This window comes from Flavobacterium cyanobacteriorum, assembly GCF_002251835.1.
GTDB classification, from domain to species: domain Bacteria; phylum Bacteroidota; class Bacteroidia; order Flavobacteriales; family Flavobacteriaceae; genus Flavobacterium; species Flavobacterium cyanobacteriorum.
In genome coordinates this window covers 1-25,902 of sequence record NZ_NOXV01000296.1, presented here as the reverse complement: position 1 = coordinate 25,902, position 25,902 = coordinate 1, and the positions used below count along the sequence as shown (strand labels likewise).

Here is a 25,902-nt window from a genome sequence, read left to right as displayed (position 1 = left end):
TCAGTTTAATAACCCTGTAAAAATTAGAAAAAATGGCAACAGCATCAATATTTCAAAACTATGTGCATTTAGTAGAGCACAAGTCACTAATCATCATCACCAAACAAATTCAAGAAGGCAAGTACAAAGAGCAAGTAGAAGCAATTCGCAAGCTCATTACCGAAAATCAAGAAAAAGAAGCCGACAAACTCAAAAAACAACTCCCGGCATTCACCCCATCAGGCACGTTTGAAAGTGGCCGTAAGGCTGAATTGCTTACGCAATACAGCGGATTTGTAATTTTAGACTTAGACAAATTAAGCCCCGAAGATTTAGAAAGGGCTAAAAGTTTGGTCGCTTTAGCTCCCTACACTTTTGCCGCTTTTATCAGTCCAAGTGGCAACGGCTTAAAAATTATCGTACCTGTAAACAGTACCGCAGATCATCACAAATTAGCGTTCCAGCAGGTTTCCGATTATTACGAACAAGCTTTGCAGCTTGTCGTTGACCCATCAGGCAAAGATGTTTGTCGCCTATGCTTTATGTCCTACGACCCTGATTGCTTCCGCAATATCAACGCAGAACCGTTCAATGTAAACATTGAAACGGCAGCACAAGAACCACCGAAAAAGGAAAAGCCAAAGGCAGAGCAAGAACCAGCCAAGCATACAGAAGGCAGTTCAGATGAAACTGATTGGTTAGAAGTGTTTGGCAAGTGTGTTGACTTTACTGACCGTAAAGCCAACTACACCGAAGGCAACCGAAACAACTATGTACATTTGTTGGCTTGTAACTGCAACCGTGCCGGAATACCCGAAAACATAGCCCTTGGCTATATTTTGCAAAACTTCGACCTCGATACCGAAGAAGCAACCCCCACCATTCAAAGTGCCTATAAAAACAATGTAGCAGACTTTGCAAAGTTTGCAGACTTTGCAAAAACCAACGAAGCAACCCCACAATCAAAAGACGAGCTCTTGATGAATATGCCTTTCATTCCTGATGAAGTGTTCCCATTACTGCCCGAAATTCTGAAAAATGGATCAAGCGTATTTGAAGACCGCAGAGAAAGAGATATTTTCCTCACAGGTGCATTGAGTATCATTAGTGGCTGTATGCGTAATGTAGTGGGCTTATACCGTGCCAAAGAACACTATGCCAACTTGTTTGTGTTCATCATTGCCCCTGCCGCAAGCGGCAAAGGGTCACTCACTTTTGCCAAAGCATTAGGCGATAAATTTCACGATAAACTGGTAGCAGAAAGCACCGAAAAACTAAAAATCTACAAGATTGAATTGCAGGAGTACAAACGAAAACTTACAGACAAAAAGCAGGATATATCAGAATTAGAACCACCCGAAGAACCACCTTTTAAAGTACTCTATATCCCTGCCAACAACAGCAGTGCAAGAGTAATACAACACCTAAAAGAAGGTGACGAACAAGGCATTTTTTGCGAAACAGAAGCCGACACAATGGGTGCAGTTCTCAAACAAGATTGGGGCAGCTATTCCGACTTGCTTCGCAAGGCGTACCATCACGAACCAATTTCATACAGCCGTAAAACCAATAAAGAGTGGGTAGAGTTAAAAAAGCCTCGTTTATCCGTAGCATTGGCAGGTACACCCGGACAAGTTGAAAACTTAATTAAGTCAGCAGAAGACGGCTTATTCAGCCGCTTCATTTTCTACACCTTTAAATCTGAAATTGTGTGGATACCTGCCAGTGATACCTTAAACGGCATCAACTTAACAGCCCATTTTGAAGCATTGTCAGACAGAGTGCTCAACTTCGTTGAGTTCCTTCAAAACTATGAAACAGTCCGTTTCAAGCTCACACCTGAACAATGGGTCAAACTCAATGCATATGGTGATGATTGCCTCAATACATTGGCAACCTTTGTAAGTGAAGACCTTTCCAGTACTTCCAAGCGTTTAGGGCTTATTCTTTATCGTGTGGCAATGATTATCACTGCACTCAGGTATTTTGACAATGGCGAACTATCAACGGAACAAATCTGCTCAGATGAAGATTTCGACATTGCCTTAAAGTTGGTGAAAGTATATCAGGAGCATTCCGTTTTTATGTTCAAAGAGCTGCCCAAACAAGCCACCGTTACCGACAAATTGCTAAAGCAATTCTTTGACAAGCTCCCAACTTCTTTCCGCAGAAAAGAAGCCGTTACACTTGCCGAAGCTCAATTCGGCATCAAAGTGCGGACCGCAGACCTTTATTTATCTAAGTTGGTAGCGTTCAAATGGATTGAGAAAACCCGCAATGGCATCTATCAAAAAATCAAGCAGTAAAGCGACTTTGCAAGTTTTGCAAACTTTGCAAGCTTACTTTCATATTAATCACTATATTTGCCCTTTATAGGACAAGTCAATAAAAGGTATAACCAATGCTCGGAGAGAAACTCAAAGAATTAAGGGAATCAAAAGGACTTTTGCAAAGGCAGGTTGCTGCTGAATTAGACGTTGACACCGCCTACATCAGTAAAATGGAAAACAACGACAAGCCGGTGAGTAAATCTTACTTGTCAAAGTTGGCAAAATTGTATGACGTAGATGAGCAAGAGCTTTTGACGCTATGGCTTGCCGATAAAGTTTATGATGTAGTAAAAGACCAGGATGTGGCTTTGAAAGCGATGGAAGTTGCAGAAGAAGAAATTAAAAGAAAAAGAAAAAATTAAATGCACATAAACTCAGACATAAATGTATTAGGCAGTCTGCCTGATTGGAACTTGATAAAAGTTTTCCTGTCAGAAGATATGGTTTCCATCAAAGAGAAAGGTGGAATACATACCTACACAGCCATAAAAACTGATAAGTCTGTGAAGCGATTTGAAAAGGCTATAAAGGCCACATTAATTCAAAACAAAAAACCTGAGTTAGAAGCAATAATCAGTCAATCAATAAAATCGAATACCACAAGTGCCGAAACGCTGTTACTTTTATTCTGGAATGCTTCTTTAAATAATGAATTGTTGTTTCATCTGAACGATAAAGTTTTTTTTCCTGCTTTTTATAGTGGTAGAGTTTCCATAAAAAATGATGAAGTAGTCGCCTGTATTAAAGATTTGAAGCAATCAGAAGATGATCTGAAAAAGTGGTCTGAAATCACAATTACTACTACTGCATCTAAATACCTGACCTTATTAAAAAAGTTTGGTTTAATGGAAGGCTCAGTAAACAAGTCCATCGTTCATCCTCACTTGAACGATGCTATGTTTATTCTTTATGTCTATTGGATAGTTGCTATTTCAGAAAAGCCCAACCTTGTATCCAGCAATTGGCTTTCATATTCGTTCAGCGAAAAGCAAGCTTTTCTTGACAGGCTCTTGCAAAAAAAGTTTTCAAAATATTTTAATGTGGTTTATACAGGCGACAAGCTCAGTATAGAACCATTAATCCCTTACGAATCAATCTATGAATACATCAGTCAATCCTGAACATATCATTACACAGTTAAAGCGGATAGTGGAATCTGATAAGCGTTCAGAAATCCGCTTGAATGCCAATGGTGGCAACTCAATTCTATTAGTTTGCCCACCAATATTGGAGTTCCAATACATTGAAAAACTGGTGGAAATGATGCCCCTCGATACCTATAAAATTATCGACATCAATGAGATGTTGATTTCGTTTGTTGAAGCACATCAAACTGACCTTGCAGAAATGTTTGATTTGTTAAGGGGTTCGGTTCATCAAATTTTCAAAGCACCGGAAGGCGAAACAAGTCCAGATTTATTCAAACACCTGCTTGCTGCTATTGAAGAAACATTCAACGAAAATAAAATACCTGTACTCATCCATAGCGGAGCACTCTATGGCAGCGGAATTGACAACATTCATTTAATGGAAAACGAATTAGTAATGAAGGCAAAGTCACCTTTAATTATTTTATATCCTGCCACCCAGGAAGGTGAGCAGTTAATGTTCCTCAATTCACGCCCCGCATCAAAGTACAGATGTATGATTGTTAACTAAAGAATAATACAAAAATGAAGATAAAAGAAATACTGACCATTGACCTAAGCGAAGACATCAAGAATGTTATCAACTTAGAAGACATTTCTGAAAAGGAAATTCAGGCAGAAATTGAAAGCTATATCGTTACAGATGGATTGGCTCGTGAATATGCGGGTTTTGTTGATACGTTTACTTCTAACATTCTTGAAACAGGTGTTTGGATTTCTGGTTTTTATGGTTCAGGGAAATCATATTTTGGCAAACTACTGGGATATTTGATTAGCAATAGAAACATAAATGGCACTCCTGCAAGAGAAAGAATACTACAACGCTTTACTGGCGTAAATGATGAAGCACTAATAAAAAATTCTCTTTCAAAATTAAATTCAGTTAATTCAAGAGTAGTTTTCTTAGACGTTGCTCAACAGGACACTTCAAAAGGATTTTCTTATACCTTGTATAAAAACTTATTAAAATCACTCGGTTTTCCTGAGAATGAACACGGTATTTTCTTATTTCAATTGATGCTAAGTGAAGGCAAAACTTCCATACAAGACTTCGTTTTTGATGCAACAGGTTTAGATTGGAACGACATCAGAACAAGTTCGTTCAAATATGCAAAAGCTGTAAAAGAACTGTATATCAAGAAAGGGAACACAGATGCTGATTATGACAACCTTATTACAACTATTCGCAGAGATATTGACCAGTTCAGTTCTTCAAGATTACAGGAAGAGCTAACAAATTACTTTAGAATTGTTAAAGATGAAAAGATTGTTTTTCTCTTTGATGAAGCAAGCGAAGCCATAAATCAAAAGAAGATTACTGTTTTAGACTTACAAGCTATCAGCGAATCGCTTTCATCATTAGGTGGAAAAGTTTGGACGATTGCCATTGCTCAGGAAAAGTTAGATGATGTTATCAATAACTCCAATGTAAGCAAAGCACAATTAACCAAAGTAACAGACCGTTTTAAAACTAAAATTCACTTAGAAGCCACCGAAGTAGATGTTATCATTCGCAATAGACTATTAAGAAAAACGGAAACAGGCATTCAAAAGCTAACTGAACACTTCAAGAAAAATTCAGGTAAGATTTCAGACCACGCAGCAATACACGGTGCTGGTATCAGCAAAACAGATAGTGAAGAGAACTACACAACGTACTATCCATTCTATAAGTACCAGTTCGACTTATTGCAAAACTTCCTTTTTGGTACAAAAGGTTATGCATCCACTAAAGTAGCTGCAAGGGGTATGATTATTACCACTTATGATATTCTCAAACAGGAAGTACAACATACAGATTTGTTTCATACCGTTACCGGCTGGCATATCGCTAAAGAAGGACAGCCTCAACCGCCTGTGAGATTGGTAAGCCGGTACGACAATGCAGAAAGAATATTATTAGAAGCAGGCTCCCCCATTTCAGGAAGAAGGTTATTAGAAACCATCAATTTCCTTACAGAAGCAGAAGTTACACCTTCTTCTTTGCCCAATATCACCAAGTCATTCATCAGCGATCCTGATGAACAATTTAAGGTACAAGACGACATCATTAAGGCTTTGGATTTACTAACCGAAGCAAAAGTGTTGTTAGATACCAACAAAACATATCGCATCACATCCGATATTGAACAACGTTTATTGGACGAAATGAACGGTTTCACCGTTCAAGGTTTCGTAAAGAAAAAGCAATTAGTTACAGCCTATAAGGGTGCAAATATCACCAGGTCTATTGCCAAAGTAACCGATAATGGTTTGCCTTTCGACTTTTACATCACCACCGACAATGACGATGAACTTACATCACCCAATCTAAAATACCTCAAGGTAAAGGTTAAGAGTGTTTACAATATATCAGATGATAGGTCAGCAGATATAGATGCTTTGAAAGTACAACACCAAAACGACAAAGATTTATTGTGGTTAGTGCCGGACAATAACCATTTCAAAGAATTGGATCGTTTAATTGACGAAGTAGAACGCATCACCTACTTAGAACAGAAATACAACAATCCCAACTCTGATGAAGGCAAAATTTTAATTTCTTTCTCCACTGCAAAAGGAGAAAAACAAAATCGCATAAAGAACTTAGTTGATGAAAGTTTAATCAACGCCACAGCAGTTTATTTATACAATACGCTGCAACTCAATAAAGACAACTGGCAGACAACACTACAAGCCCAACAAAAAAACATTATTCAAAATGTGTACAGCAAGCGTTTAGCTTCTCAGTTAGGCGATAGTGTGGCAGCAGCAGTAATCAAAGAAGCCAACAATGGTCGTTTACAGCAATACTTTACAGGTAGCGATTTTGCTTTTTTTGATGCTCAGGGCAATTTCATTGGTGAAAACTTGAAGGTGGCAGAAGAAATATTGTACAAAGTACGCAACACTTTTGTCGATGGTGCTACTTTAGAGAAAGACTTGGAGCAACCTCCAGCAGGATTTACTTTTGGTACTGTCATTTCATCAGTTGCCGCTTTAATGCGAGCAGGTAAGCTCATAGCTAAATACAACGGTGCTGAAAAATTCTCGTGGAGAGATGAAGGTGTTGCGGGAATTTTTAATGTGGCTCGTGAATTTAGAAAAGCATCTTTCAAAGCAGTATCTAAATCTCTCTCTGCATTGCAAAAACAAGAATTAGCACAATTCTTATTAGACCTTGAAGTGGAGAAATACATTGGTCGCAAAGTAGATTACAATACCAACGATTTTGAATTAGTGGCTGCTGTTCGTGATACAGCTAAACATTTTGCTGATAAAGTAACAACACTCCGAAACAGCGAAAAAGAGTTTGACAAATTATTCCCACAAGCAGACGGTAATGCCTCCTATTTAGGCGGTTTCACAGGTGCAGTAAGCGAAGCCAATTACATAGATAAAGCAGTGGAGTTCTTATCTGCTAAAGATGATTTTTTGAAAGCCCTGCAAGAAATTGAAAAGGTCGAAAAGTTTATCCGCAACAACTTATCCAAAGTTAAAGAATGGAAAATGTTTGTTACTGCGGTGCAAGATGAATTAACCAAAGCTGCCAAAAGTAACACTGCCATTCAACAACTCAAAAATGACTTTGAAAGCCATTTGAATGGTGATGTAATCAAAAACTTTGCTTCATTGCAACAGGCTGCACAAAAAACTAAAGATGAATACCATCAATTGTTCAGTGCAGCAATGAAAGATTGTGCCGCTAAATACACGGAAATTGAAACTTTGACAGGCAGTCTTATCAAAGAAATTGAAAGGCTACCACCAGGGCTTAATGACAATGCTTTAAATAAAGCATCTGCCCTTAGCCAATATGCAAAGCAAAGAACAGTAGCCACTGTATCTATTGATTTTGATGTAAAAGACAAGCAAAGCCGTTTCACGTATTCAGAAGTACTCTCTTTCATTGATTTGTATTCCAGTAAAAAAACAGAAATTGAAATACTTCGTGCAGGTTTAATAAAAGAAAAAGCTCCCGAACCTCAACCCGGAACACCACCAACACCCACAGTAAAAAAGTATGCGGTTAAAATGCCAACTACGAAAATGAAGGTAGCAGAATATAAAACTTGGTTGCAGGGCGAATTACAAAAATTGGCAAGTGCGTCTGATAATGATGAAATCGAAATAAATTAAGTTGTGATGGAGATAAAAGACTTACAATATCTTATTAATCAAGGTGAAGGGCTTCGTATCGAATTTAAGGATGCCAGAAACAGCGTGCCTTCATCTTTTTACGAAACGGTTGTGAGTTTTTCTAATACTGATGGCGGTACAATGCTTTTAGGTGTAGATGACGAAGGTAAAGTAAAAGGTATTGATGAAACTGCTGAAGTTTCGTTAACCAAAAACATCATTACGGCATTAAATTCAAGAGATTGCATTGACCCTCCTGTGTATGTGCAGCCTTTTTGCATCAATCATCCGAATGGTAAGGTTATGGTCATTCAAATACCTGCCAGCAGTCAAATACATAATCATTCCGGAATTATTTACAGTCGTGATTTTGAAAGTGATTTAGATATTACCAAAAACCAGCAAAGACTTAGCGATTTGTATCTAAGAAAACGCAACTTTTTTACAGAGTCTATTATCTATCCCCATTTAACAATGGCAGATTTGGATGATTCGCTTTTTGAAAAAGCGTTTACCCTTATTCGTAACAATAAGTCCGACCATCCCTGGCTTTTAGCCAACAAAGAACAATTACTCAGAGAAGCTACTCTTTGGAGAAAAGATTTTCAAAACGGACTAGAAGGCTTGACCTTAGCGGCTGCACTCATCTTTGGTAAAGACGAAACCATCCAAAGTTTATTGCCGGCTTATAAAGTGGAAGGAATGTTGCGTAAAGAAAACATCGACCGCTACGATGACCGAATTAATCCTCCGCTTCGCACGAATTTGATTGATACCTACCTCGATTTGAAGGCGTTTGTCAACAAACATCTTCCGGAAAAATTCTTTATGGAACGTGACCAGCGGGTGGATTTGCGTGACAAAATTTTTAGAGAAGTGGTTGGGAATGCCATCGTGCACAGAGAGTACACCAGCGCTTTATCCACAGAATTGATTATCACAGCATCTGAAGTAGTAATAACCAATCCAAACAAGCCTTACTTTCACGGTGTCATTGACCCTTTGGGCTTCAACCCTTACCCCAAAAACCCAAATATTCGTAAGTTTTTTACAGCTTTTGGGTGGACAGATGAAATAGGCTCTGGTGTGAGAAATACCAATAAATATTTGCCGCTATATGTGCCGGGTGCTCATCCACTGTTTTTAGAAAATGACACTTTCAAAACAGTCATTCCTCTTCGTTTTGTGAATTTAGGTACTTATGCCGCCTCATTCATTAATTGGTTAGAATTAGATGAAAAATTTAATGACCATTTAAAAAGTGGTTTGGCTGGCATTGAATTACCAAGTGCCTGTTTTGACTACACGTGGGAGCAGGTACTTTTGCAATTGGTACCCAGCTGGCACCAAAAAGGTACCGAGCTAAAGTCTTTAGATTGGTATGAAAATCAAGTGTTTGTAGAAAATGAAATAAAAAAGGTACCCAGCTGGCACAAAAAAGGTACCCAGCTACTTAAAAAGAAAAACTGGTATTTAATGGGTATTTTAAGTTTGTGTAGCTTACCCATAGCCCAATCTGATTTGATGGCTGCATTTGACTATAAAAATGCCAAAACATTCAGAGATAATTATCTCAAACCGTTGAGAGAATCTGGATTGATTGTTTTTACCATTCCGGAAAAACCAACCGATCCCGACAATAAGTATGTAGTTACCCAACAAGGCAAAGCTTTCTTGGGTGGACTTTTAAATAAAAAATAAATGAAACTATCCGAACACACCGAACATATCCGCCAACTCATTGACCGAGCTTTCCGTAATCGCTTGGGTAGAATAGGTATCAATGAAGGACAATTGGTTTCTCTGCCTGATGCACCTTTAGAACGCAAACGTATGGAAACCATCCGTGAAGTGTTCATTGCAGAAACAGGTACAGTAGCCGATGCCTATGAGAAATTAGTAGAAGAGCTCACCTTTACTTTATTCAACCGTTTGGCGGCGCTCAAAGTAATGGAAGCCCATACTTTGCATCCTGAAATTGTAACCCGAAGAGAAAGCCACGGTGGTCGTTCCTTTGCTCATTTGGCTTGGCTGGAGCAAAACCCACAAGCACGCAGTGAAGAAGCCGAAGGTTTATTGCCATTCTTGGAAGAACAATTGCAAAAATTAGCTTCCGATATTCCTTTGTTTAGTCCTCAGCATCCGTATCATTTGCTCCCTACTGCCATTGAACTGCTCCAAATTATCAACGCCTTCAATGCCGTAGAAGAAGACAATGATATAAAGAAAGCCTACGACCAATCACCAATCACCAACAGCCAATCACCAATTACCATTTGGAAAAGTGATGATGTATTGGGTTGGTTGTACGAAAGCTATAACAATTACAAAAAAGCAGCCCACAAAGCCAGTGGCGATAAAACAGAATACAACAAAGTAAGCATCCAAAGTCAGGTTTATACACCACGTTGGGTAGTGCAATTTTTGGTAGATAATAGTTTGGGTAAGCTCTATTTGGAAATGTATCCAGATAGTGAAATACGCAATAAGTATAAAATTGCTAATGCTTCAAGTTCGCAAACAAGAGAACGTAAGCCACTGCACGAAATACGAATGATAGACCCATCCACAGGTTCGGGCAATTATCTGTTATATGGCTTTGATATGTATTATGATTTATATATAGATCAGATTGAAAACTATGGGGCTGATTACAATGAAGCTGACATTCCAAAACTAATTATTGAGCACAACTTGCACGGTGTGGACTTAGACGACCGTGCCATACAGTTGGCTCAGTTGGGTTTATACATAAAAGCAAAACGAAAAAAACGTACTGCCAAAATAGAGCATTTTAATATCGTTAGTTCTGACTTTTTCTTGCCGGCTTATGAAGAAGTAAAACACCTTTTTGAAAATGGTGCTCCTTTGGATGAGCAGCTTGAAAAAATTGTGATTGACCTTTGGGAAGATTTACAGCAAGCCCACAAATTTGGGTCACTCATTCGTTTAGAAGAAAAGTTTAGCATCAAACTGCACGGCTTGGTAAAAGAAGAAGGCATTACCTTGTTTACCGAACAGAATTTAGTAAAGTACAAAGAGTTCCGCTCCAATTTCTTTACCAACTTACAAAATGCCGTAGCCCAAAATACTGCCAAACAGGGCCAAACATTCCTGAATACCAAAACTCAGGATGCAATAACTTTTTTGCAGCTACTTACTCAAAAATATGATGTAGCTGTGGCCAACCCTCCTTACACCGATAGTGCAGATTTTGGACCCGAGCTGAAAAGGTTTGTAGAAGCCAATTACAAGCAGCCGTTTAAGTTTAATACCAACCTATATGCTGTTTTTATTAAGCGTTGTTTTGAACTTACAACTGAAAATGGAAAGATAGCACTTATCCATCCGTTGACATTTATGTATCTTTCATCATTTGACGATACACGAAAATTCATTCTTAATAAATCTACAATTGAAATTTTTATAGAATTTGGCTTGGGTGGGGTTTTTACATCAAAGGTAGATGTCGATGTGGCAGCATTTATTTTGAGCAAAGAAATTAAAAATAATCCCTCATCGTTTTTTATGAATCTACAGGAATACAAAGGTTTAGCAATAAAAAAAGATATCTTCAACAAGGCCTATAATGATTACATTAACAATACTCCCAATAAACATAATTTTACGTTCAACCAATCTCAATTCGAAATTATTGATGGTTATCCATTTATTTATACTATAAGTTCAACATTAACTGAAAAGTTCAAAAACAAAACTATTGGCGATTTTTTGGATGTTAAAGTTGGTTTACAAACGGGCTCAAATGAGAGATTTACAAGGTATTGGTGGGAAATTGACTTCTCTAATATTTCCAAAGATTATAATTTGGATAAAAAGAAATGGGTAAATTATTCAAAAGGTGGCCCATTTTGCAAGTGGTTTGGTAATAATTGGGCTGTTGTAAATTGGGAGAACAACGGTTATGAAATTAAGAATATTGTTGATGAAAATGGAAGAAAAAAAGCTAGGCCACAAAATGAAAGATATTATTTTAAAGCGGGTATAAGCTATACTGCAAGTGGTTCTTCTGGTGTTTCTTTCAGATTGCATCCTTCAAATTCACTGTTTGATGTTGGGGGAAGTTGCATATTTACAACATCTTCATTTAACAATGTAAACTATCTAACTGCCTTTTTAAATTCTAATCTTTCATTTTTTTTAGCTCAAACATTAAATCCGACTGTAAATACTCAAGTTGGTGATTTAAAAAGAGTACCATTCATTTGCCCTAATAATAATATTGAGAGTAAAATCACAGCATTTGGTGAGTTTAACATATTAACAATACAAAAGCTTTGTTCATACAGTATAATTGAAACAAACTTTATTAAATCACCACTTATAGATTTTCAAGGAGCTTCTTTAAAAGACCGTATTTTGGGTTACCTCAATAATGTTAATTTCCTACGCACACAAGTTTTGATAAATGAAGCAATTATCAACCAATTTATTTTTGAAGTGTATGAGCTCAGCGATGCAGACCGTGAGCAGGTAGAAGCCAAAATGGGTGTTTCTATTGGTTCATTAGATGTGTTGCAAGAAGCTAAAGATTTGTTTTTAGCACAATTACAAAACCCACTAGCAGAAGTTACAGAGCATATCCAAAACTTATCGATTACAACATTTGATGAACAGCAAGTAAGAGAAATAAAAGAAGCTTTTGCTACGCTTTATCAAAGCAACAATGATTTGGAAGAGTTTTGCATCCGCCATCAGGTTAATCCTATCAACGTATGGTATTGGTTTAAAGAAGCCAACACGGTACCGGCAGCAAAAGCATCCGAAATAGCTTTAGAGTTTTTAGCAGATGCAATTCGCACCCTTTTACAACAAGATGATGATGGTATTATTCCATTGGTTGGTTTACCCGGAGAAGAAGCCCTGAGCCAACGTCTGGAGCAACATTTTTTGCAGAATGGCTTCACCCCAGCACAGTATATGCAGTTGGATAGTTTGCTCAGTCGAAATATCAATGAGTATTTGGAGCATTACTTCTTCGATGACTTGTGTAATTTGTTAAATGTTTTTAGGCATTTTCCAAAATCACCATTCATATGGCATTTAAGCAGTGGGCAGCATCAAGGCTTTGAAGCGTATATCTTAATCTATAAATGGAACAGAGATAGCCTATTTAAACTCAAATCGCAGTACATCAGCCAACGAGTACAAAATCTGGAGTACCGCCAAATACAATTGCAAGATGTAAACACAGCACAAGCCCAAACAGAGAAAGAAAAAATCCGTTTGCAACTCCACGAAATAGAAACCTTCAAAACCAAAATAGATGAACTCATTGCCGAAGGCTACGACCCCAAACTGGACGATGGTGTAGGGAAAAACATCGCCCCCCTGCAAAAGAAAGGATTGCTCAGAGCAGAAGTATTGAAATCTGCCGGCAGAAATTCACAATTAGAAAAATACTTAAATGCGGATTGGTAATGACAGATAATTGGATTATACAAGATATAGAAAAACACATTGCACACCGCAATAGAGTGGTCATAATAGACCCATCAGGAGAGTGTGCCTACTTATTGCCCTACATTGAAAAGCAGCACTACACCATACTCAAAACCGAAACTTCCAACAAAGAAGAATGGCAGCGTATAAAGGAAGAATTGATGCTACGCTATGAAGCAGAAAGTAAGCACAAAGCGGAAAAAGTAGTTTTTTATGTTACCCGCCCTAAAACAGAATTGAGTTTTTTATTTGACTATTGCTTCACCCACGGTTGTGTTGATTTATCCAATCCTGTGGAGTGGTTGCGTAAGAAGCTTTTTACCAGCACAGGGCATCAAATCACATTGGATAACCCAATGCTGCTAACGGCTGCCAAATTGGGCATAGGAAAAGATATAGCTTGGTGGAAAAAGATTTTACAAAACTTAGAAGAATTAGTTTCCATAGAAGATGAATTAATTCCTTTTTTAAGCACGCCCGAAAGTTTTTTCAAAGACAAAGAGGCAGATGTTAAAAGGCTATTTGAAGAAAAATTATTTGAACTAATCGGTCAGACTTATCGCAAAGTACCAGCCAAAACATTAGCTACAGAAGTAGTAAACCATTTGTTTTCAAGTCTGCTTAATAATGCTATCACACCGGAACTTCTGAGCATCTATCACAAATGGTTAGACAGCCACACGTATTCAAAAGCACTGCAAAATTATATTGACACCTACAAAATTGATACTCAGCTCAACATTTGGAATGTTCATCCCGATCATTGCTTTGTAGCAATAGACATCAAGCAATTACAACAAATCACAGCCAACTTTAGAGATAAAGTATTCGTAAAGGAAAAACTTCAAAAGCTACATCATCGCATAAAAAGCCGTAAAGCACACGCTTTTGTTCCCCAATGGTGGGCTGATGTAATGATACTTTTTGAGTTTGCCAATAAGCCTTTGGCTCATTGCAACTCTTTAGAAAAAGTAACCACATTTTACACTACCGATTTTCATAAAGCAGATAGAGCCATACGAAACATTTATGCCTCTTTTTTACAAGACCAGGAAATTGTAAGACCCCTGCAAGAGCATTACGAAAGCTTGAACCACGAACTATTGCAGCATTGGTTTGATTACAGCAGTCAGTACCAGCCAAATCAACAAGGCTTTTTACCGCAATTGATTACACAATCTAAGCCGGGTACAGCTATCATTGTAGGCGATGGTGTTCGTTATGAAATAGCTGCTTTCATTGCTTCGCAATTACAGCAGAAATGCAAGGTTAGTTTAGACATAATGCTTGCTGATATGCCATCAGAAACAGAGCATAATATGAGTGCTTTATATGTTGGCAATAACGAAGTACTTCCGGTTCACAAAGACAGAGAAAAAAAGCTGTCAGAGAGTACAGGCAAGGAAATCACTTATATGAATTTAGAAGCCTTGCATTATGGCATCAAAGCAGACTACCTTTTGCTCACTTACAAGGACATTGATAGTGCAGGCGAAAAATTGCAAATGGGTGCTATCAAGTTGTTCAATGAATTTGAAAATGTATTAGCGGAGAAAATAGAGTTGTTACTCAAAATGGGCTACCATCAGGTTCATTTAGTTACAGACCACGGTTTTGTGTTGACAGGCTTATTGGATGAAGCAGATAAAATAGACCCGATAGTGACAGGCAAAAAAGATGTGAGTGAAAGATTCATACGCACCACCGAGAAACAGTCTGGTACAGATTGGATTTCGTTTGAAAAAACCTATGGTGAGTTTAAATATGTATATGCTGCCAAAAGTCATAGACCATTCAAATCTAAAGGCGTTTATGGATTCTCTCACGGTGGTTTCACACCGCAAGAAATCATCATTCCCAACTTTGTTTTCAGTAAAGATGCTCCAACCACAAAAGGTTTAGAAGTAAATATTACCAACAAAAAAGAACTAAGCGAAGTAACAGGTGAATTGTTCGGATTAAAAATTCAAGCCACTGCTAAAGCAGATGACTTGTTTTCTGCAAGCAGAAAAATACAAGTGCTGTTATATGCCAACAACATTACATACAGCAGCAGCAATATCATCACTATTGAACCGGGTGCAACACAGTCATTCGATTTTTCATTCGGTGGACATAATGAAATAATTGCAGTAGTGGTGGATGCCACGAGCCAGGAACAAATAGATTCCGTCAAAATTAAAAAATCAAACGCCAGAGATTTAGGCGGCCTCATTTAAAAAATGAACTATGATAATATTAGACGACTTAGATAAAAAAGCATTAGACCACTTTAGAGGCTTTGTAGTAAAAAAAGACCTTGTAGGTATCATCAAAGGTGGTGCAAATGTGCCTGCTTTTGTATTGGAGTATTTATTAGCCAATACGTGCAGCACCGAAGATGAAGAAAAACTAAAAGAAGGAATGGAGAATGTGAAAACTATTCTTCGCAACCACTACATCAATCCTGAAGAAAGCACTTTGATACAGTCAAAGCTCAGAGAAAAAGGTCGTTACAAAATCATTGATAAGATTTCAGTGGAATTAGACCCGCAACGAGATCGTTATTGGGCGAATATTAGCAACAGCAATATCAAAAAGGCGACCATAAGCGATGATTTGGTAAAAAGCCACGAGAAATTGCTTTTGGGCGGTATTTGGGCGATTATAGAAATGGAGTACGATCCAATGATTACAGTTGGAAATACGGTGTACCCTTTCTTGGTTAGAGACATCAAGCCAATACAGCTATCTACATTTGACAATACCAAAATATCAGAGAAACGAAAGGAGTTTACCAAAGACGAATGGAAAAAGTTATTGCTCAGAAGTGCCGGCTATGAACCTTACAGCGAAGGTTTGGATGATAGAAAACTGAACCTGTTAATGTGCCGTTTAATTCCTTTGGTAGAATCCAACTTCAATATGGTGGAGTTAGGTCCTCGTTCATCAGGTAAATCATACATCTACAAAGAAATAACCCCTTATGCCATACTCATTTCAGGCGGTCAGGGTTCAGTAGCTCAATTATTCGTAAACAACACCACAGGCAGAGTGGGGGCAGTAGGGTTATGGGATGCCATTTGTTTTGATGAAAGTACAGACAAATTATTCAAAGACCGTGATGCCATTCCATTGATGAAAGACTATATGGAATCAGGGTCATTCTCCAGAGCCAAAGGTGGGGAAATATCAGGTTCAGCATCTGTCATTCTTAATGGCAACATCAACCAGCCGGTAGAAACCGTATTGCAGACTTCACATTTGTTCAGTCCGCTTTCAGATGAAGTCAATCACGATACAGCATTTTTAGACCGTATCAATTTGTTTTTACCCGGTTGGGAAATCACAAAATTCAGTCCTTCAAATTTCACGAAGCATTTCGGTTTCAGTACCGATTTCTTTTCAGAAATCTTAAAGTCGCAAAGGAAAACAACTTTCTATGATGCACTCGATAAGTATTTCACTTTGGGTTCTCACTTAAAGCAAAGAGATTCAAAATCAGTAAGACGAATTGTTTCAGGCTTCATTAAATTACTCCACCCTGATGGCGAATACACCAAAGAAGATATTAGAGAATATTTGGTGATAGCAATGGAAATGAGAAGAAGGGTAAAAGAACAGTTGAAGCGTATTGGTGGTATGGAATTTTGGGACACCAATTTCTCATACATTGATAAAGAAACACAGGAAGAAATCTTTGTAGGTCTGCAAGAAGAAAAAGGCTCATCACTCATCGAATCCAATCCATTATCACCTGGTGTTTGTTACACAGCCACAAGTGATGGTGATACCAATGCTTTGGTAAAAATCGAAGTTGTCGCATTAAAAGGTTCAGGCAAAATGAATGTAACAGGCACGAGCAGTCAAGAAGTAAAAGAAAATATCAAGAACACCTATAACTACCTCAGAGCAAACGAGAGAAGCATCCTCAACGAGCAACACTCCCTATCAGGTTACGACATCAATATTCAAATCAGCAACCTTATGGGTGCTTATGTAAGCGGTGGTATAGGCAGTGCAGTTTACATAGCAATCATTTCAGCCATTTACAAAAAGAACTTAAAGCCCGGTCTTGCAGTGTTGGGTAATATCTCCATTGGTGGTGCGGTAGAAAGAGCAATGAATTTCGCAGACAAAGTAACCTTGCTTTCAGAAAACGGAGCTAAAACAGTTTTAGTGCCAATGGAAAACTTATCAGAAATCAGCACTCTGCCAACCTCAATACTTGGCAAAACAGATGTGCCATTCTATGGCAATAGCCAGATGTTGTTGCAGAAAGCGGTTTTGGGGGAGTAAATCGATGCTTTTACGTTTTTTTACTTTATCTTTCTTAAATGTGTTTCAGTTTACTTTTTAAAGCATTCTGTATCTTTGTAATATGAAAAGCGATGGTAACATAGAATTTATTGTTCGTGGTTCGCTTGGTGATAGTGAAATATCTCCAAGCAACATATCGCTTTCTATGCTTTCAAACTTTTCAAAAGATATTTCTGATTTATTAAACTCAATTCAGGAATTAAAAAAAGAAGATATTGTAATATCTGTTGTAGAAGGATCTTTTAAAATAAAAGCATTTATTGCTTTAGCAGCACTTAATATTGTAAAGGCAGACATTGAAACACTCTCTTCTTCTGCTGATTTTTCATCAATTAATGAGAAAAGGAGCAAAATATTTGAAGATTGGTATAGGAAAACAAAAGTTCAAAATGGTTTAGAATTTGAAATACTTCCTGAAAACCACACTGGTATTAAAATTAACTCAGAAAGTGTTTTTAAGCGTACAGAGATTGATATTTGGATTGAAGGCGAACATTATCTCTATGGTATCATAACTGATATGGGTGGGTCCCAAAAACCTAACATACATTTCACTTCAGATTCTAACCAAAGTTATTTGATTGACTGCACAAAAGATGACATTCTCAATGAAAAGGAAAATAGAGTTTATCACCCAGCAGCAATTAGAGTTTTAGCAAAACAAAACCTAATCACTGGCGAAATAAAAGAACCAAAATTCGCCTCATTTATTGAATATAACCCTGTATTTGACGAAAACATTCTTCTAAAAACAATTGAAAAGGGGAGAAATGCCTGGTCAGACGTTCCTGACCACGTTGAGTGGGTTCGTAATTTACGTTTAGAAGATGAATAAATCAGTTTTATTAGATACATCATTTGTTATTAGCCTTGTTGATGATTCCAGAGTAAATCATCAAAAGGCTGTTCAGTTTTATAAATATTTTATTGAAAATAAAATAGCAATGATTCTGTCTTCCATTGTGACAAGTGAATTTTGTACAAAACAAGATATAGCGGATTTGCCTTTAAATAATTTTAAGCCCTTGCCTTTTAATATTCCTGATAGTTACCACATATCCTCTTTATTTGATGATATTTATAAAAATAGAGACAGGCAAAATATGCGTTTAAACCTTATATGTTAGTGGCTGGTGTTCTTCGGTCTTATCGGTATCCAAATTTCTTCTTCTGATGTCGGGTCGTTGTTTTTGTATTTGTCGCCCAAAACTTCAAAATGCGGTCTGTTGTCTAAAAGGTAGTCTGAACTTGGTAACCAAGTTCCCAAAATGTATTGAAAAATTGAATTGTCTGTGCTTAAACCTTTATAGTTAAAAACCGCATAAAGTCCGCTTGGCAAAACAAAAGTTTCCATTTCGTTTGGCACGTTGCCAAAGTCTGCAACTTCAACTGTCGCCCACCTTTCAAATTCATTTGTCGGTTTGAAGTCCACAAAATGTGTTGGTTTGTAAACAACCATTGAAATTAAATCACTCGTCAAATTGTTTGTGATTTCTTTTCGTCTGGGTGTAAAACTTCGCCATAATTCGCCAATTTTGTAATTCGCAAAACTCATTGTTAGTCGCTTTCCGACTAATTTCTTTTCGTTTAATGTTTCAATTCTTGGTGTCATTTTTCTAAGTCAATATCGTATTTGTCTAAAAGTCCTGAAACGCCCAAAATAGAAAATTTTGCTTTCTTAATTCGGTTAATTTCTGGGTCAATGGAATAATTGTAAGAAGTCCGAAAGTCGGCTTTTTCAAGTGTCGTATGGTCAAAAACGGCTTGTGTCAAATTGCAGTTGTCAAACACGGAACTTGTCAAGTCAGCTTCTGCAAAGTCGGTTTCTTGTAACTGCGAATTTTTGAAAACTGTCTTTTTGATTTTTGTCTTGTAAAACGAAGAATGGTTGAGTTGGCAACCGTCAAACGAAAAAGAAAGTCCAAACTCGTTGCAAGTGTCAAAGCGAAGCCCTAACATTTTGCAGTCTTTGAATTTTACGTCCCGAAAAGCCGTTTTGTTCAGTTTTGCTAAACTCAAATTGCAGCCGTTAAATATGCAGTCTGTGAACTTAAATTCAGAAAGGTCGCTGTCCACAAAGTTGCAACTGTTGAAAATGCAGTTTTCGTATTCGCCCTTTGTCAGCGTATCGTTTCGGTCAAAAGTTTTGTCTTGTATGTATGTTTCTGTCATTTGGAACGGTGTCTTGTTACACTTGCCACTAACGGTTTGCGGCTTGGCGTAGTGGCGGATTTTTAGCACAAATNTATATCTTTGTCAAGTACACTGTACATAAGGGTTGATTTTGAAATAATTATGTTTTGCAACACAAATTTCGTCAACCCTTTTTTATTTAACAAATAAGTTTAAACCACTTCAATATCAGACATTTTATATGCAATAAAAAAAACGGAAACATCAGCTTCCGTTTTTTTTGTAGCGAAGACGGGAGTTGAACCCGTGACCTCAGGGTTATGAATCCTGCGCTCTAACCGACTGAGCTACCTCGCCATTTATATCGGTTTATGTATTTGCTAATGCGGGTGCAAATATAGAATTAAATTTATTGCTTCCAAAGATATTTTTTCAAAAAAATTATTTTGATTTTCGTTTTTTTATAAGTACAAATTATTATATATTTCACAAAAATTTTACACCAATGAACGAAAAGATAAAATACGAACTTGAGTTTCCCATAACTTCCTCGCCGCAACTGTTGTATCAATATATATCTACTCCTTCAGGCCTTTCGGAGTGGTTTGCTGATAATGTTAATTCACGGGGTGAGTATTTTACCTTTATCTGGGATGATTCCGAAGAAAAAGCCAGGATATCATCAAAAAAATCGGGGGAAAAAGTAAAGTTCCGCTGGGTTGATGAGAATAATAATGACAGTGATTATTACTTTGAGCTAAGCATACTGGTAGATGAGATAACTAAAGATGTTTCACTTATGGTTGTTGATTTTGCCGATGAAGACAGCGTACAGGAATCAAAGCTGCTTTGGGAAAACCAGGTTGCCGACCTTAAACACGTGCTAGGTTCGGTTTAAACTGTTTTAAACGTATATTTGCCCTGAATTTTCAGGGTTTTTTTATGATTAATTATAATGGCTCACTAGTGGCCGATTCTCAGGTTTCACTGCATACAAACCGAGGTTTCCTTTATGGCGACAGCCTTTTTGAAACCTTGAGGGTACTCGATGGGCGGGTATTGTTCCTGGAAGACCATTACTTCAGGCTTATGGCTTCCATGCGGATATTGCGTATGGAGATCCCTATGTCCTTTACTATGGAATATATGGAACAACAGACAGCCATGCTGGTACAGGCACTACCCGATGCGCCTGCTTTCAGGGCACGCATTTCCGTGTTCCGGAATCCCGGAGGCTATTACCTGCCGGAAGATAACCACACCCGTTTTATGATAACGGCAGAGCCACTTCAGGAGCCGCTATACAGCATTAAGTACAGCCCTTATGAAGTAGAGCTTTTTCGCGATTATTACCTGCCTAAACAGCTACTTTCAACTTTGAAAAGCACAAATAGGAATGTGCAGATTACCGGCAGTATCTTTGCCCACGAAAATGGATATGACAACTGCCTGCTGCTTAACGATGATAAAAATGTAGCTGAGGCGTTGCAGGGCAATTTATTTATGCTTACAGGAAACCATTTGGTAACACCGCCCATTACTGACGGCTGCCTCAACGGCATAATGCGGAAACAGGTTATACAAATAGCAAAAAAATTTGATGGCATTCATTTTGAAGAAAAGTCAATATCGCCATTCGATCTGCAGAAAGCAGATGAATTATTTATAACAAATGTTATTAAAGGCATCCAGCCTGTTACGCGCTATCGAAAGAAAGAGTATGCCATAAACCTTGCTGACGCATTTGTACAGAGGCTCAATGCCCGTATAAGGCTGGGTTAATTAAATGCAGGATTTTCGGGTGCGTTTGACCATATAAGGTATTCTCCGCCGAGTTCCATAATTTTTTCTTTCCAAAAGGAAGTGCTCGATTTACCTATTATTTTATTGTGGTAGCTATTTTCCGAAACTATCCAGGTATTATCCTCAAGCTCTTCTTCAAGCTGATTCGCACTCCATCCGCTGTAGCCTAAGAAGAAACGGATATTGTTCTTTTTTACGACACCCTGGTTGATAAGTTCTTTAGTAGATTCAAAATCACCGCCCCAGTAAATCCCGTTTGATATTTCGATGCTTTCGGGAATTAGGTCGGGAACATTATGTATAAAATACAGGTTATCCTGTTCTACGGGCCCGCCATTGTAAATTTTGAAATTGCCTTTTATTTCAGGTATCAGGTCGTGGATGGTATATGCCAAAGGTTTGTTCAGGATAAAACCAACAGATCCTTCTTCCGTATGATCAGCTAATAAAACTACTGACCTGTTGAACGAAAGATCCCCAATGGTAGAAGGTTCTGCTATTAGCAGGTGTCCTTTTTTTGGTTTTAGTGAAATCATTTTCGTGCAATTTGAAATAAATTTAACCAAAAAAAATTATTCCAAAAAAAAATTTGCAAATAATTTAAAAAAAGCCTCCGCTGAGGGAGGCTTTACTTTTTGTCAGGGTAACTAATTATTTTGCATTTACAGAATTGTCAAGTTCAGCTCCCGGCTTGAATTTTACAACATTTTTAGCAGCAATGCTGATAGATTTCCCTGTTTGTGGGTTTCTTCCTTCTCTTGCTGACCTGCTTGAAACTGACCAAGAACCAAAACCTACAAGAGAAACCCTTTTGCCCTGGTTGAGTGAGTTGCCTACATTGCTGATGAAAGATTCTAAAGCTTTCTTTGCTGCACCTTTAGATATACCTGCATCGGCAGCCATCGCATCGATTAATTCTGATTTGTTCATAATAACTGTTATTAATTGTTTGGTTAAATAATTGTTTTTAAATCCTGTCTTACAAATTTAATAGGAAAAAAAAAGTACGCAAGTATTTACAGCGCGTTTAGGCTGATTTGTTAATAACTTTGCTTTAAATGTTAATAATAGGCATTATTTTACAGCGGATTTCCGCAGCAGTCAGTATTTACGGGGGATTAATAAGCTTTTGCCCCGGAAGAGAACTGCATGCCGTTGAGCAATTCTGCTGTTGCCATCTTTTTCTTTCCCGGCAGTTGTAGTTCTTTAATATGCAGGAAGCCATCAGTAACCGCAATGGCTATTTCTTTTTTTGAAACAACTACAGTGCCGGTTTTAATTGAATGTGTGGCCATTTCAAAAGCAGCGGCATAAATTTTAACATTCCATTCCTGCCCATTATCATTTATAAAGCACCATGCGGCAGGATATGGGCTGAGCCCCCTGATGAGGTTATAGATGTCCTGCCCAGGCAATTGCCAGTTTATACGGCAGTTGTCCCTGTCCAGTTTATATGCTGTTTTGCTATTTTCCCCCTGAGGCTGCATTATAGTTTCAGCCTTGCCGGTTTCGATTAGTTTCACGGTTTTTATGACAGCGTCCTGCCCCAGTACCATAAGGCGGCCATGAAGTTCCCCGGCGGTTTCATCCGGACCAATTTGGAGCTCCTGTTTTAGTATTATTGCTCCTGTGTCTATTTTTTCATCTATAAAAAACGTAGTAACACCTGTTTTTTTCTCACCATTAATTATAGCCCAGTTTATAGGAGCGGCGCCACGGTATTCAGGCAAAAGTGATGCGTGCAGGTTGAAGGTGCCAAATTCCGGCATTTTCCATACTGCTTCAGGGAGCATCCTGAACGCTACTACTACCTGCAGGTTGGCATTGAGGCTTTTCAGGGCTTCAAGAAACCGGGGGTCTTTAAGGTTAGTGGGCTGTAAAATTGTAAGCCCCTTTTCCCGGGCATACTCTTTTACTGCCGAAAATTTAATCTTTTGTCCCCTGCCTGCCGGTTTATCGGGCGCTGTTATTACGCCTGCAATAGTGTAATTATGCTGGTATAGCGTATCAAGAATCCCAACAGCAAACTCGGGTGTGCCCATGAATACAATCCTGAGGTTGTTCATCATACAACTGTATATTTATTATTAGTAGTGTTTTTTATCTTGTTATTATCAAGCAGTAGCCGTATGGCCTGTATGGCCTGCTCCGGCGTAAGCCCCAGCTGTTCTTCAATCTGGCGGCTGTCAAGCGGCATTGCTTTTAGCAGTTGCAATACGTATGAGGTTATTTCTGCAATATCGGTATCCTTTCTGCTTTTTTCCACGCATACTGAGCATATATCACAATCGGCAGTAACATTTTCATCAAAATACTCCAGCAAGATCCTGCTCCTGCATCTTTGTGTATTAGTCACATATTGCAGAACAGCATCAAACTGCAGCGCCTTATTGTTATTTTGCTGCTCAAGGAACTTCGCTATGCGGTTTATGGTCAGTTCGTCCTCACGTACTTCATTAAACGTAAGAGAGCTATCGTTTCCTGAGGCGCTATAGGTAATAATCTCCCTCTTTTGAAGCCTGGCCAGGAGCTGCATTACCTGCTGCACGTCTGTTTTAGCCTTTGCAGCAATACCGGCAACATTTATTGCTGTCTCGAGGTCAAAAACGCCGGGATAGCTGCGCAACAGTACCTGCAGCATTCCCTCATCAGCCGGATTAAGGCTCATATAGCGTATTACTTCCCTGCCCGGCACTACAAACTTTACAGAAACTTTTTCAGTAAACTCATTAGAAAGGCTTATAATACCCTGCCTGTCAAGGAACTGGAGTGCAGCATAGGCTTTTGCTGGCGGCAGCTTATAACGTGTACAAAAATGGTTAAAGCTAAAGGGAAAGCTTTCATTAATCCCTTCACCGTAGGGGATTTGGAGGTAACTGTTCAGCCTGCTATATACTTCTTTTAAAAAATGCCTGTCCGGCAAAACTTCAAGATACTGGCTACGTGCTGTTGCCATGTCATTCCCCGCGAGCAACAACAAGGCGAAGGCTTTGTTGCCGTCCCTACCGGCACGGCCGGCTTCCTGATAATAACTTTCAAGATTTTCAGGAAGTTGTATATGTATTACCATCCTTACATTAGGCTTATCTATACCCATGCCAAAAGCGTTGGTAGCCACCATAACCTGCTCTTTTTCCTCTAACCACAGCCGCATGTTGGTTTCTTTCTCACGGGTAGTGAGGCCACCGTGATAATAAGTAGCTCTAAAACCCAGAGACTGAAGCTGGCGTGCTGTTTCATGGCAGGCCCTCCGGTTGCGTACATATATTATAGCGGGTTCCCTGTACTTATCCAGCACCTGCTTCATCCGGTACAGCTTATCTTCGGCCCTGACTACAAAATAGGCTAGGTTTTCCCTGTAAAAAGATTTTTTAAATACTATTGGTTCATTAAGGCTTAAATGTGTTATAACATCCTGTTGTACCCTTGCAGTTGCTGATGCAGTAAGCGCCATGAAAGGCACATCTGGCAAATGTGCTTTAAGGTCAGCTATTTTGAGGTATGCCGGCCTGAAATCATGCCCCCACTGCGATACGCAATGTGCCTCATCAACAGCAACAAGGCTTACCGGCAATTCTTTAATACGTTCAACTACCCAGTCTGACTGTAGCCTTTCAGGTGACAGGTACAGAAATTTATAATTGCCAAACTTGCAGTTATCCAGCAGTGTGCTTACTTCATCGGTTTTTATGCCGCCTGTCAGGGCTATTGCTTTTATACCTTTTTTCTGCAGGTTTTGCACCTGGTCTTTCATCAGCGCAACCAGTGGGGATATGACGAGGCAAATACCTTTTGTCAACATTGCCGGTACCTGGAAGCAGACTGATTTGCCTCCGCCCGTTGGCATGAGTACAAAAGTATCTTTACCCTCCAGTACGGCTTGTATAATTTGTTCCTGTGGCTGGCGGAAAGATGTGAACGACCAGTATTTCTTTAAAATATCAAGCGGCTGGTCCATTGTGTTCATAACAAATGCCCTAAGATAAAAATAATTCTGTTATCAGGAGTGTCTTTGGGCACTTCAATAAGGTCATAGCCATAGCTCCGGTACGTTTCGGTGAGGTGGGCGGCAATCAGTTTTGCCTGTTCATAATTTTCATAACGTGCCTCATCGGCAGTATAGATTTCTTCCCAGGGAGGGAGGAAGAAAATCTTAGAATATTTATATTCCCGACAGGCTTGGTCAAAAAAAACGGGATAAGAGTCGCCTATATAGTGCATGTAGGCAAGTACATCGGGTATTCCCCTGTCAATGAAAACAATTCTGCTGTCTTCGGCCAGTGCGCTGTGGTATTGCTTTTTACGGCCTTCGAGGAGTAATTCGCTGAAAAGCAGCGGTTTTTCCAGGAACAGCTGCTCAATACCCTGTTTACGGGCCTCAAGGGTAACTTCCCGTGATATTTCAGGGTAACATGTGTAACCCCTTGCGGTTAACCCTTCAATTATGGTAGTTTTGCCCGAACCGGGGCCACCTATAATAACTACTAATTCTTTGCCCACAGCTTTATAATGAAGCGGCAAATTTACTCAAACAATCCAGATTATGAAAAGTATTTTGCTGATGCAGCCCGGTTAAACTAAAAAAATGAAGTGGTTTAAACTTATTTGTTAAATAAAAAAGGGTTGAC

General features: G+C 38.6%; 20 protein-coding genes and 1 tRNA gene. 13 read left to right on the top strand and 8 right to left on the bottom strand.

Features of this window, described 5'->3' with window-relative positions; all coding sequences use genetic code 11:
- The first annotated feature begins 32 nt into the window (after window positions 1-32).
- The 11 genes from CHU92_RS12305 (at window position 33) to CHU92_RS12255 (ending at window position 18,465) form a co-directional block, all read left to right on the top strand.
- Complete coding sequence (locus CHU92_RS12305) at window positions 33-2,285, top strand: DUF3987 domain-containing protein (RefSeq protein ID WP_094416006.1); 2,253 nt, start codon at window positions 33-35, stop codon at window positions 2,283-2,285.
- 95 nt (window positions 2,286-2,380) lie between these two features.
- On the top strand, window positions 2,381-2,671 hold the full coding sequence (locus tag CHU92_RS12300; RefSeq protein ID WP_094416004.1) for a helix-turn-helix domain-containing protein: 291 nt from the start codon (window positions 2,381-2,383) through the stop codon (window positions 2,669-2,671).
- Window positions 2,672-3,430, top strand: a complete 759-nt coding sequence (locus CHU92_RS12295) for a BrxA family protein (RefSeq protein ID WP_094416002.1) — start codon at window positions 2,672-2,674, stop codon at window positions 3,428-3,430.
- On the top strand, window positions 3,408-3,968 hold the full coding sequence (locus CHU92_RS12290) for a hypothetical protein (protein WP_129583082.1): 561 nt from the start codon (window positions 3,408-3,410) through the stop codon (window positions 3,966-3,968). Before CHU92_RS12295 ends, CHU92_RS12290 begins: the two co-directional genes overlap by 23 nt.
- A 14-nt stretch (window positions 3,969-3,982) precedes the next feature.
- The gene (brxC, locus tag CHU92_RS12285) at window positions 3,983-7,576 is read left to right on the top strand and encodes a BREX system P-loop protein BrxC (RefSeq protein WP_094415998.1); all 3,594 of its coding nucleotides are present in this window, start codon (window positions 3,983-3,985) and stop codon (window positions 7,574-7,576) included.
- A gap of 6 nt (window positions 7,577-7,582) precedes the next feature.
- The gene (locus CHU92_RS12280; RefSeq protein ID WP_094415996.1) at window positions 7,583-9,277 is read left to right on the top strand and encodes an RNA-binding domain-containing protein; all 1,695 of its coding nucleotides are present in this window, start codon (window positions 7,583-7,585) and stop codon (window positions 9,275-9,277) included.
- Window positions 9,278-13,018: a BREX-1 system adenine-specific DNA-methyltransferase PglX gene (gene pglX / locus CHU92_RS12275; protein WP_094415994.1), complete on the top strand. Its 3,741-nt coding sequence runs from the start codon at window positions 9,278-9,280 to the stop codon at window positions 13,016-13,018.
- Entirely contained in the window at window positions 13,018-15,258 is a 2,241-nt protein-coding gene (locus tag CHU92_RS12270; protein WP_094415992.1) for a PglZ domain-containing protein, read from the top strand. Before pglX ends, CHU92_RS12270 begins: the two co-directional genes overlap by 1 nt.
- A gap of 10 nt (window positions 15,259-15,268) precedes the next feature.
- On the top strand, window positions 15,269-17,317 hold the full coding sequence (gene brxL, locus CHU92_RS12265) for a protease Lon-related BREX system protein BrxL (protein ID WP_094415990.1): 2,049 nt from the start codon (window positions 15,269-15,271) through the stop codon (window positions 17,315-17,317).
- 82 nt (window positions 17,318-17,399) lie between these two features.
- Window positions 17,400-18,173 (top strand): hypothetical protein, encoded by a 774-nt coding sequence (locus CHU92_RS12260; protein WP_094415988.1) that lies wholly within the window; start codon window positions 17,400-17,402, stop codon window positions 18,171-18,173.
- Window positions 18,166-18,465 carry a PIN domain-containing protein gene (locus CHU92_RS12255; RefSeq protein WP_094415987.1) on the top strand — a complete coding sequence of 100 codons (300 nt, stop codon included), beginning with the start codon at window positions 18,166-18,168 and terminating at the stop codon, window positions 18,463-18,465. Before CHU92_RS12260 ends, CHU92_RS12255 begins: the two co-directional genes overlap by 8 nt.
- Here the strand turns inward: CHU92_RS12255 and CHU92_RS12250 are convergent.
- The 3 genes from CHU92_RS12250 to CHU92_RS12240 form a co-directional block, all read right to left on the bottom strand.
- Entirely contained in the window at window positions 18,462-18,950 is a 489-nt protein-coding gene (locus CHU92_RS12250) for a GyrI-like domain-containing protein (protein ID WP_094415985.1), read from the bottom strand. The two genes, CHU92_RS12255 and CHU92_RS12250, sit on opposite strands and share 4 nt — an antisense overlap.
- Entirely contained in the window at window positions 18,947-19,510 is a 564-nt protein-coding gene (locus tag CHU92_RS12245) for a pentapeptide repeat-containing protein (protein ID WP_094415983.1), read from the bottom strand. Before CHU92_RS12245 ends, CHU92_RS12250 begins: the two co-directional genes overlap by 4 nt.
- Before the next feature lie 244 nt (window positions 19,511-19,754).
- A tRNA-Met gene (locus CHU92_RS12240) sits at window positions 19,755-19,828 on the bottom strand.
- A gap of 148 nt (window positions 19,829-19,976) precedes the next feature.
- On the opposite strand from CHU92_RS12240, the gene CHU92_RS12235 reads away from it, so the two are divergent.
- Together CHU92_RS12235 and CHU92_RS12230 are read left to right on the top strand one after the other, a co-directional pair.
- Window positions 19,977-20,369 (top strand): START-like domain-containing protein, encoded by a 393-nt coding sequence (locus CHU92_RS12235; RefSeq protein ID WP_094416027.1) that lies wholly within the window; start codon window positions 19,977-19,979, stop codon window positions 20,367-20,369.
- A gap of 44 nt (window positions 20,370-20,413) precedes the next feature.
- Window positions 20,414-21,253 carry an aminotransferase class IV gene (locus CHU92_RS12230; RefSeq protein ID WP_094415982.1) on the top strand — a complete coding sequence of 280 codons (840 nt, stop codon included), beginning with the start codon at window positions 20,414-20,416 and terminating at the stop codon, window positions 21,251-21,253.
- On the opposite strand, the gene CHU92_RS12225 is transcribed toward CHU92_RS12230, so the two are convergent.
- The 5 genes from CHU92_RS12225 to CHU92_RS12205 form a co-directional block, all read right to left on the bottom strand.
- Complete coding sequence (locus CHU92_RS12225; protein ID WP_094415980.1) at window positions 21,250-21,810, bottom strand: YqgE/AlgH family protein; 561 nt, start codon at window positions 21,808-21,810, stop codon at window positions 21,250-21,252. The two genes, CHU92_RS12230 and CHU92_RS12225, sit on opposite strands and share 4 nt — an antisense overlap.
- A gap of 115 nt (window positions 21,811-21,925) precedes the next feature.
- Window positions 21,926-22,204, bottom strand: coding sequence for an HU family DNA-binding protein (locus CHU92_RS12220; RefSeq protein ID WP_094415978.1), 279 nt, complete (start codon window positions 22,202-22,204; stop codon window positions 21,926-21,928).
- Between the two features lie 188 nt (window positions 22,205-22,392).
- Window positions 22,393-23,340, bottom strand: a complete 948-nt coding sequence (gene fmt, locus CHU92_RS12215) for a methionyl-tRNA formyltransferase (protein WP_094415976.1) — start codon at window positions 23,338-23,340, stop codon at window positions 22,393-22,395.
- Window positions 23,340-25,241 (bottom strand): RecQ family ATP-dependent DNA helicase, encoded by a 1,902-nt coding sequence (locus tag CHU92_RS12210; protein WP_317044699.1) that lies wholly within the window; start codon window positions 25,239-25,241, stop codon window positions 23,340-23,342. Before CHU92_RS12210 ends, fmt begins: the two co-directional genes overlap by 1 nt.
- Window positions 25,238-25,774 (bottom strand): AAA family ATPase, encoded by a 537-nt coding sequence (locus CHU92_RS12205; RefSeq protein ID WP_094415974.1) that lies wholly within the window; start codon window positions 25,772-25,774, stop codon window positions 25,238-25,240. Before CHU92_RS12205 ends, CHU92_RS12210 begins: the two co-directional genes overlap by 4 nt.
- Between the last annotated feature and the right edge of the window lie 128 nt (window positions 25,775-25,902).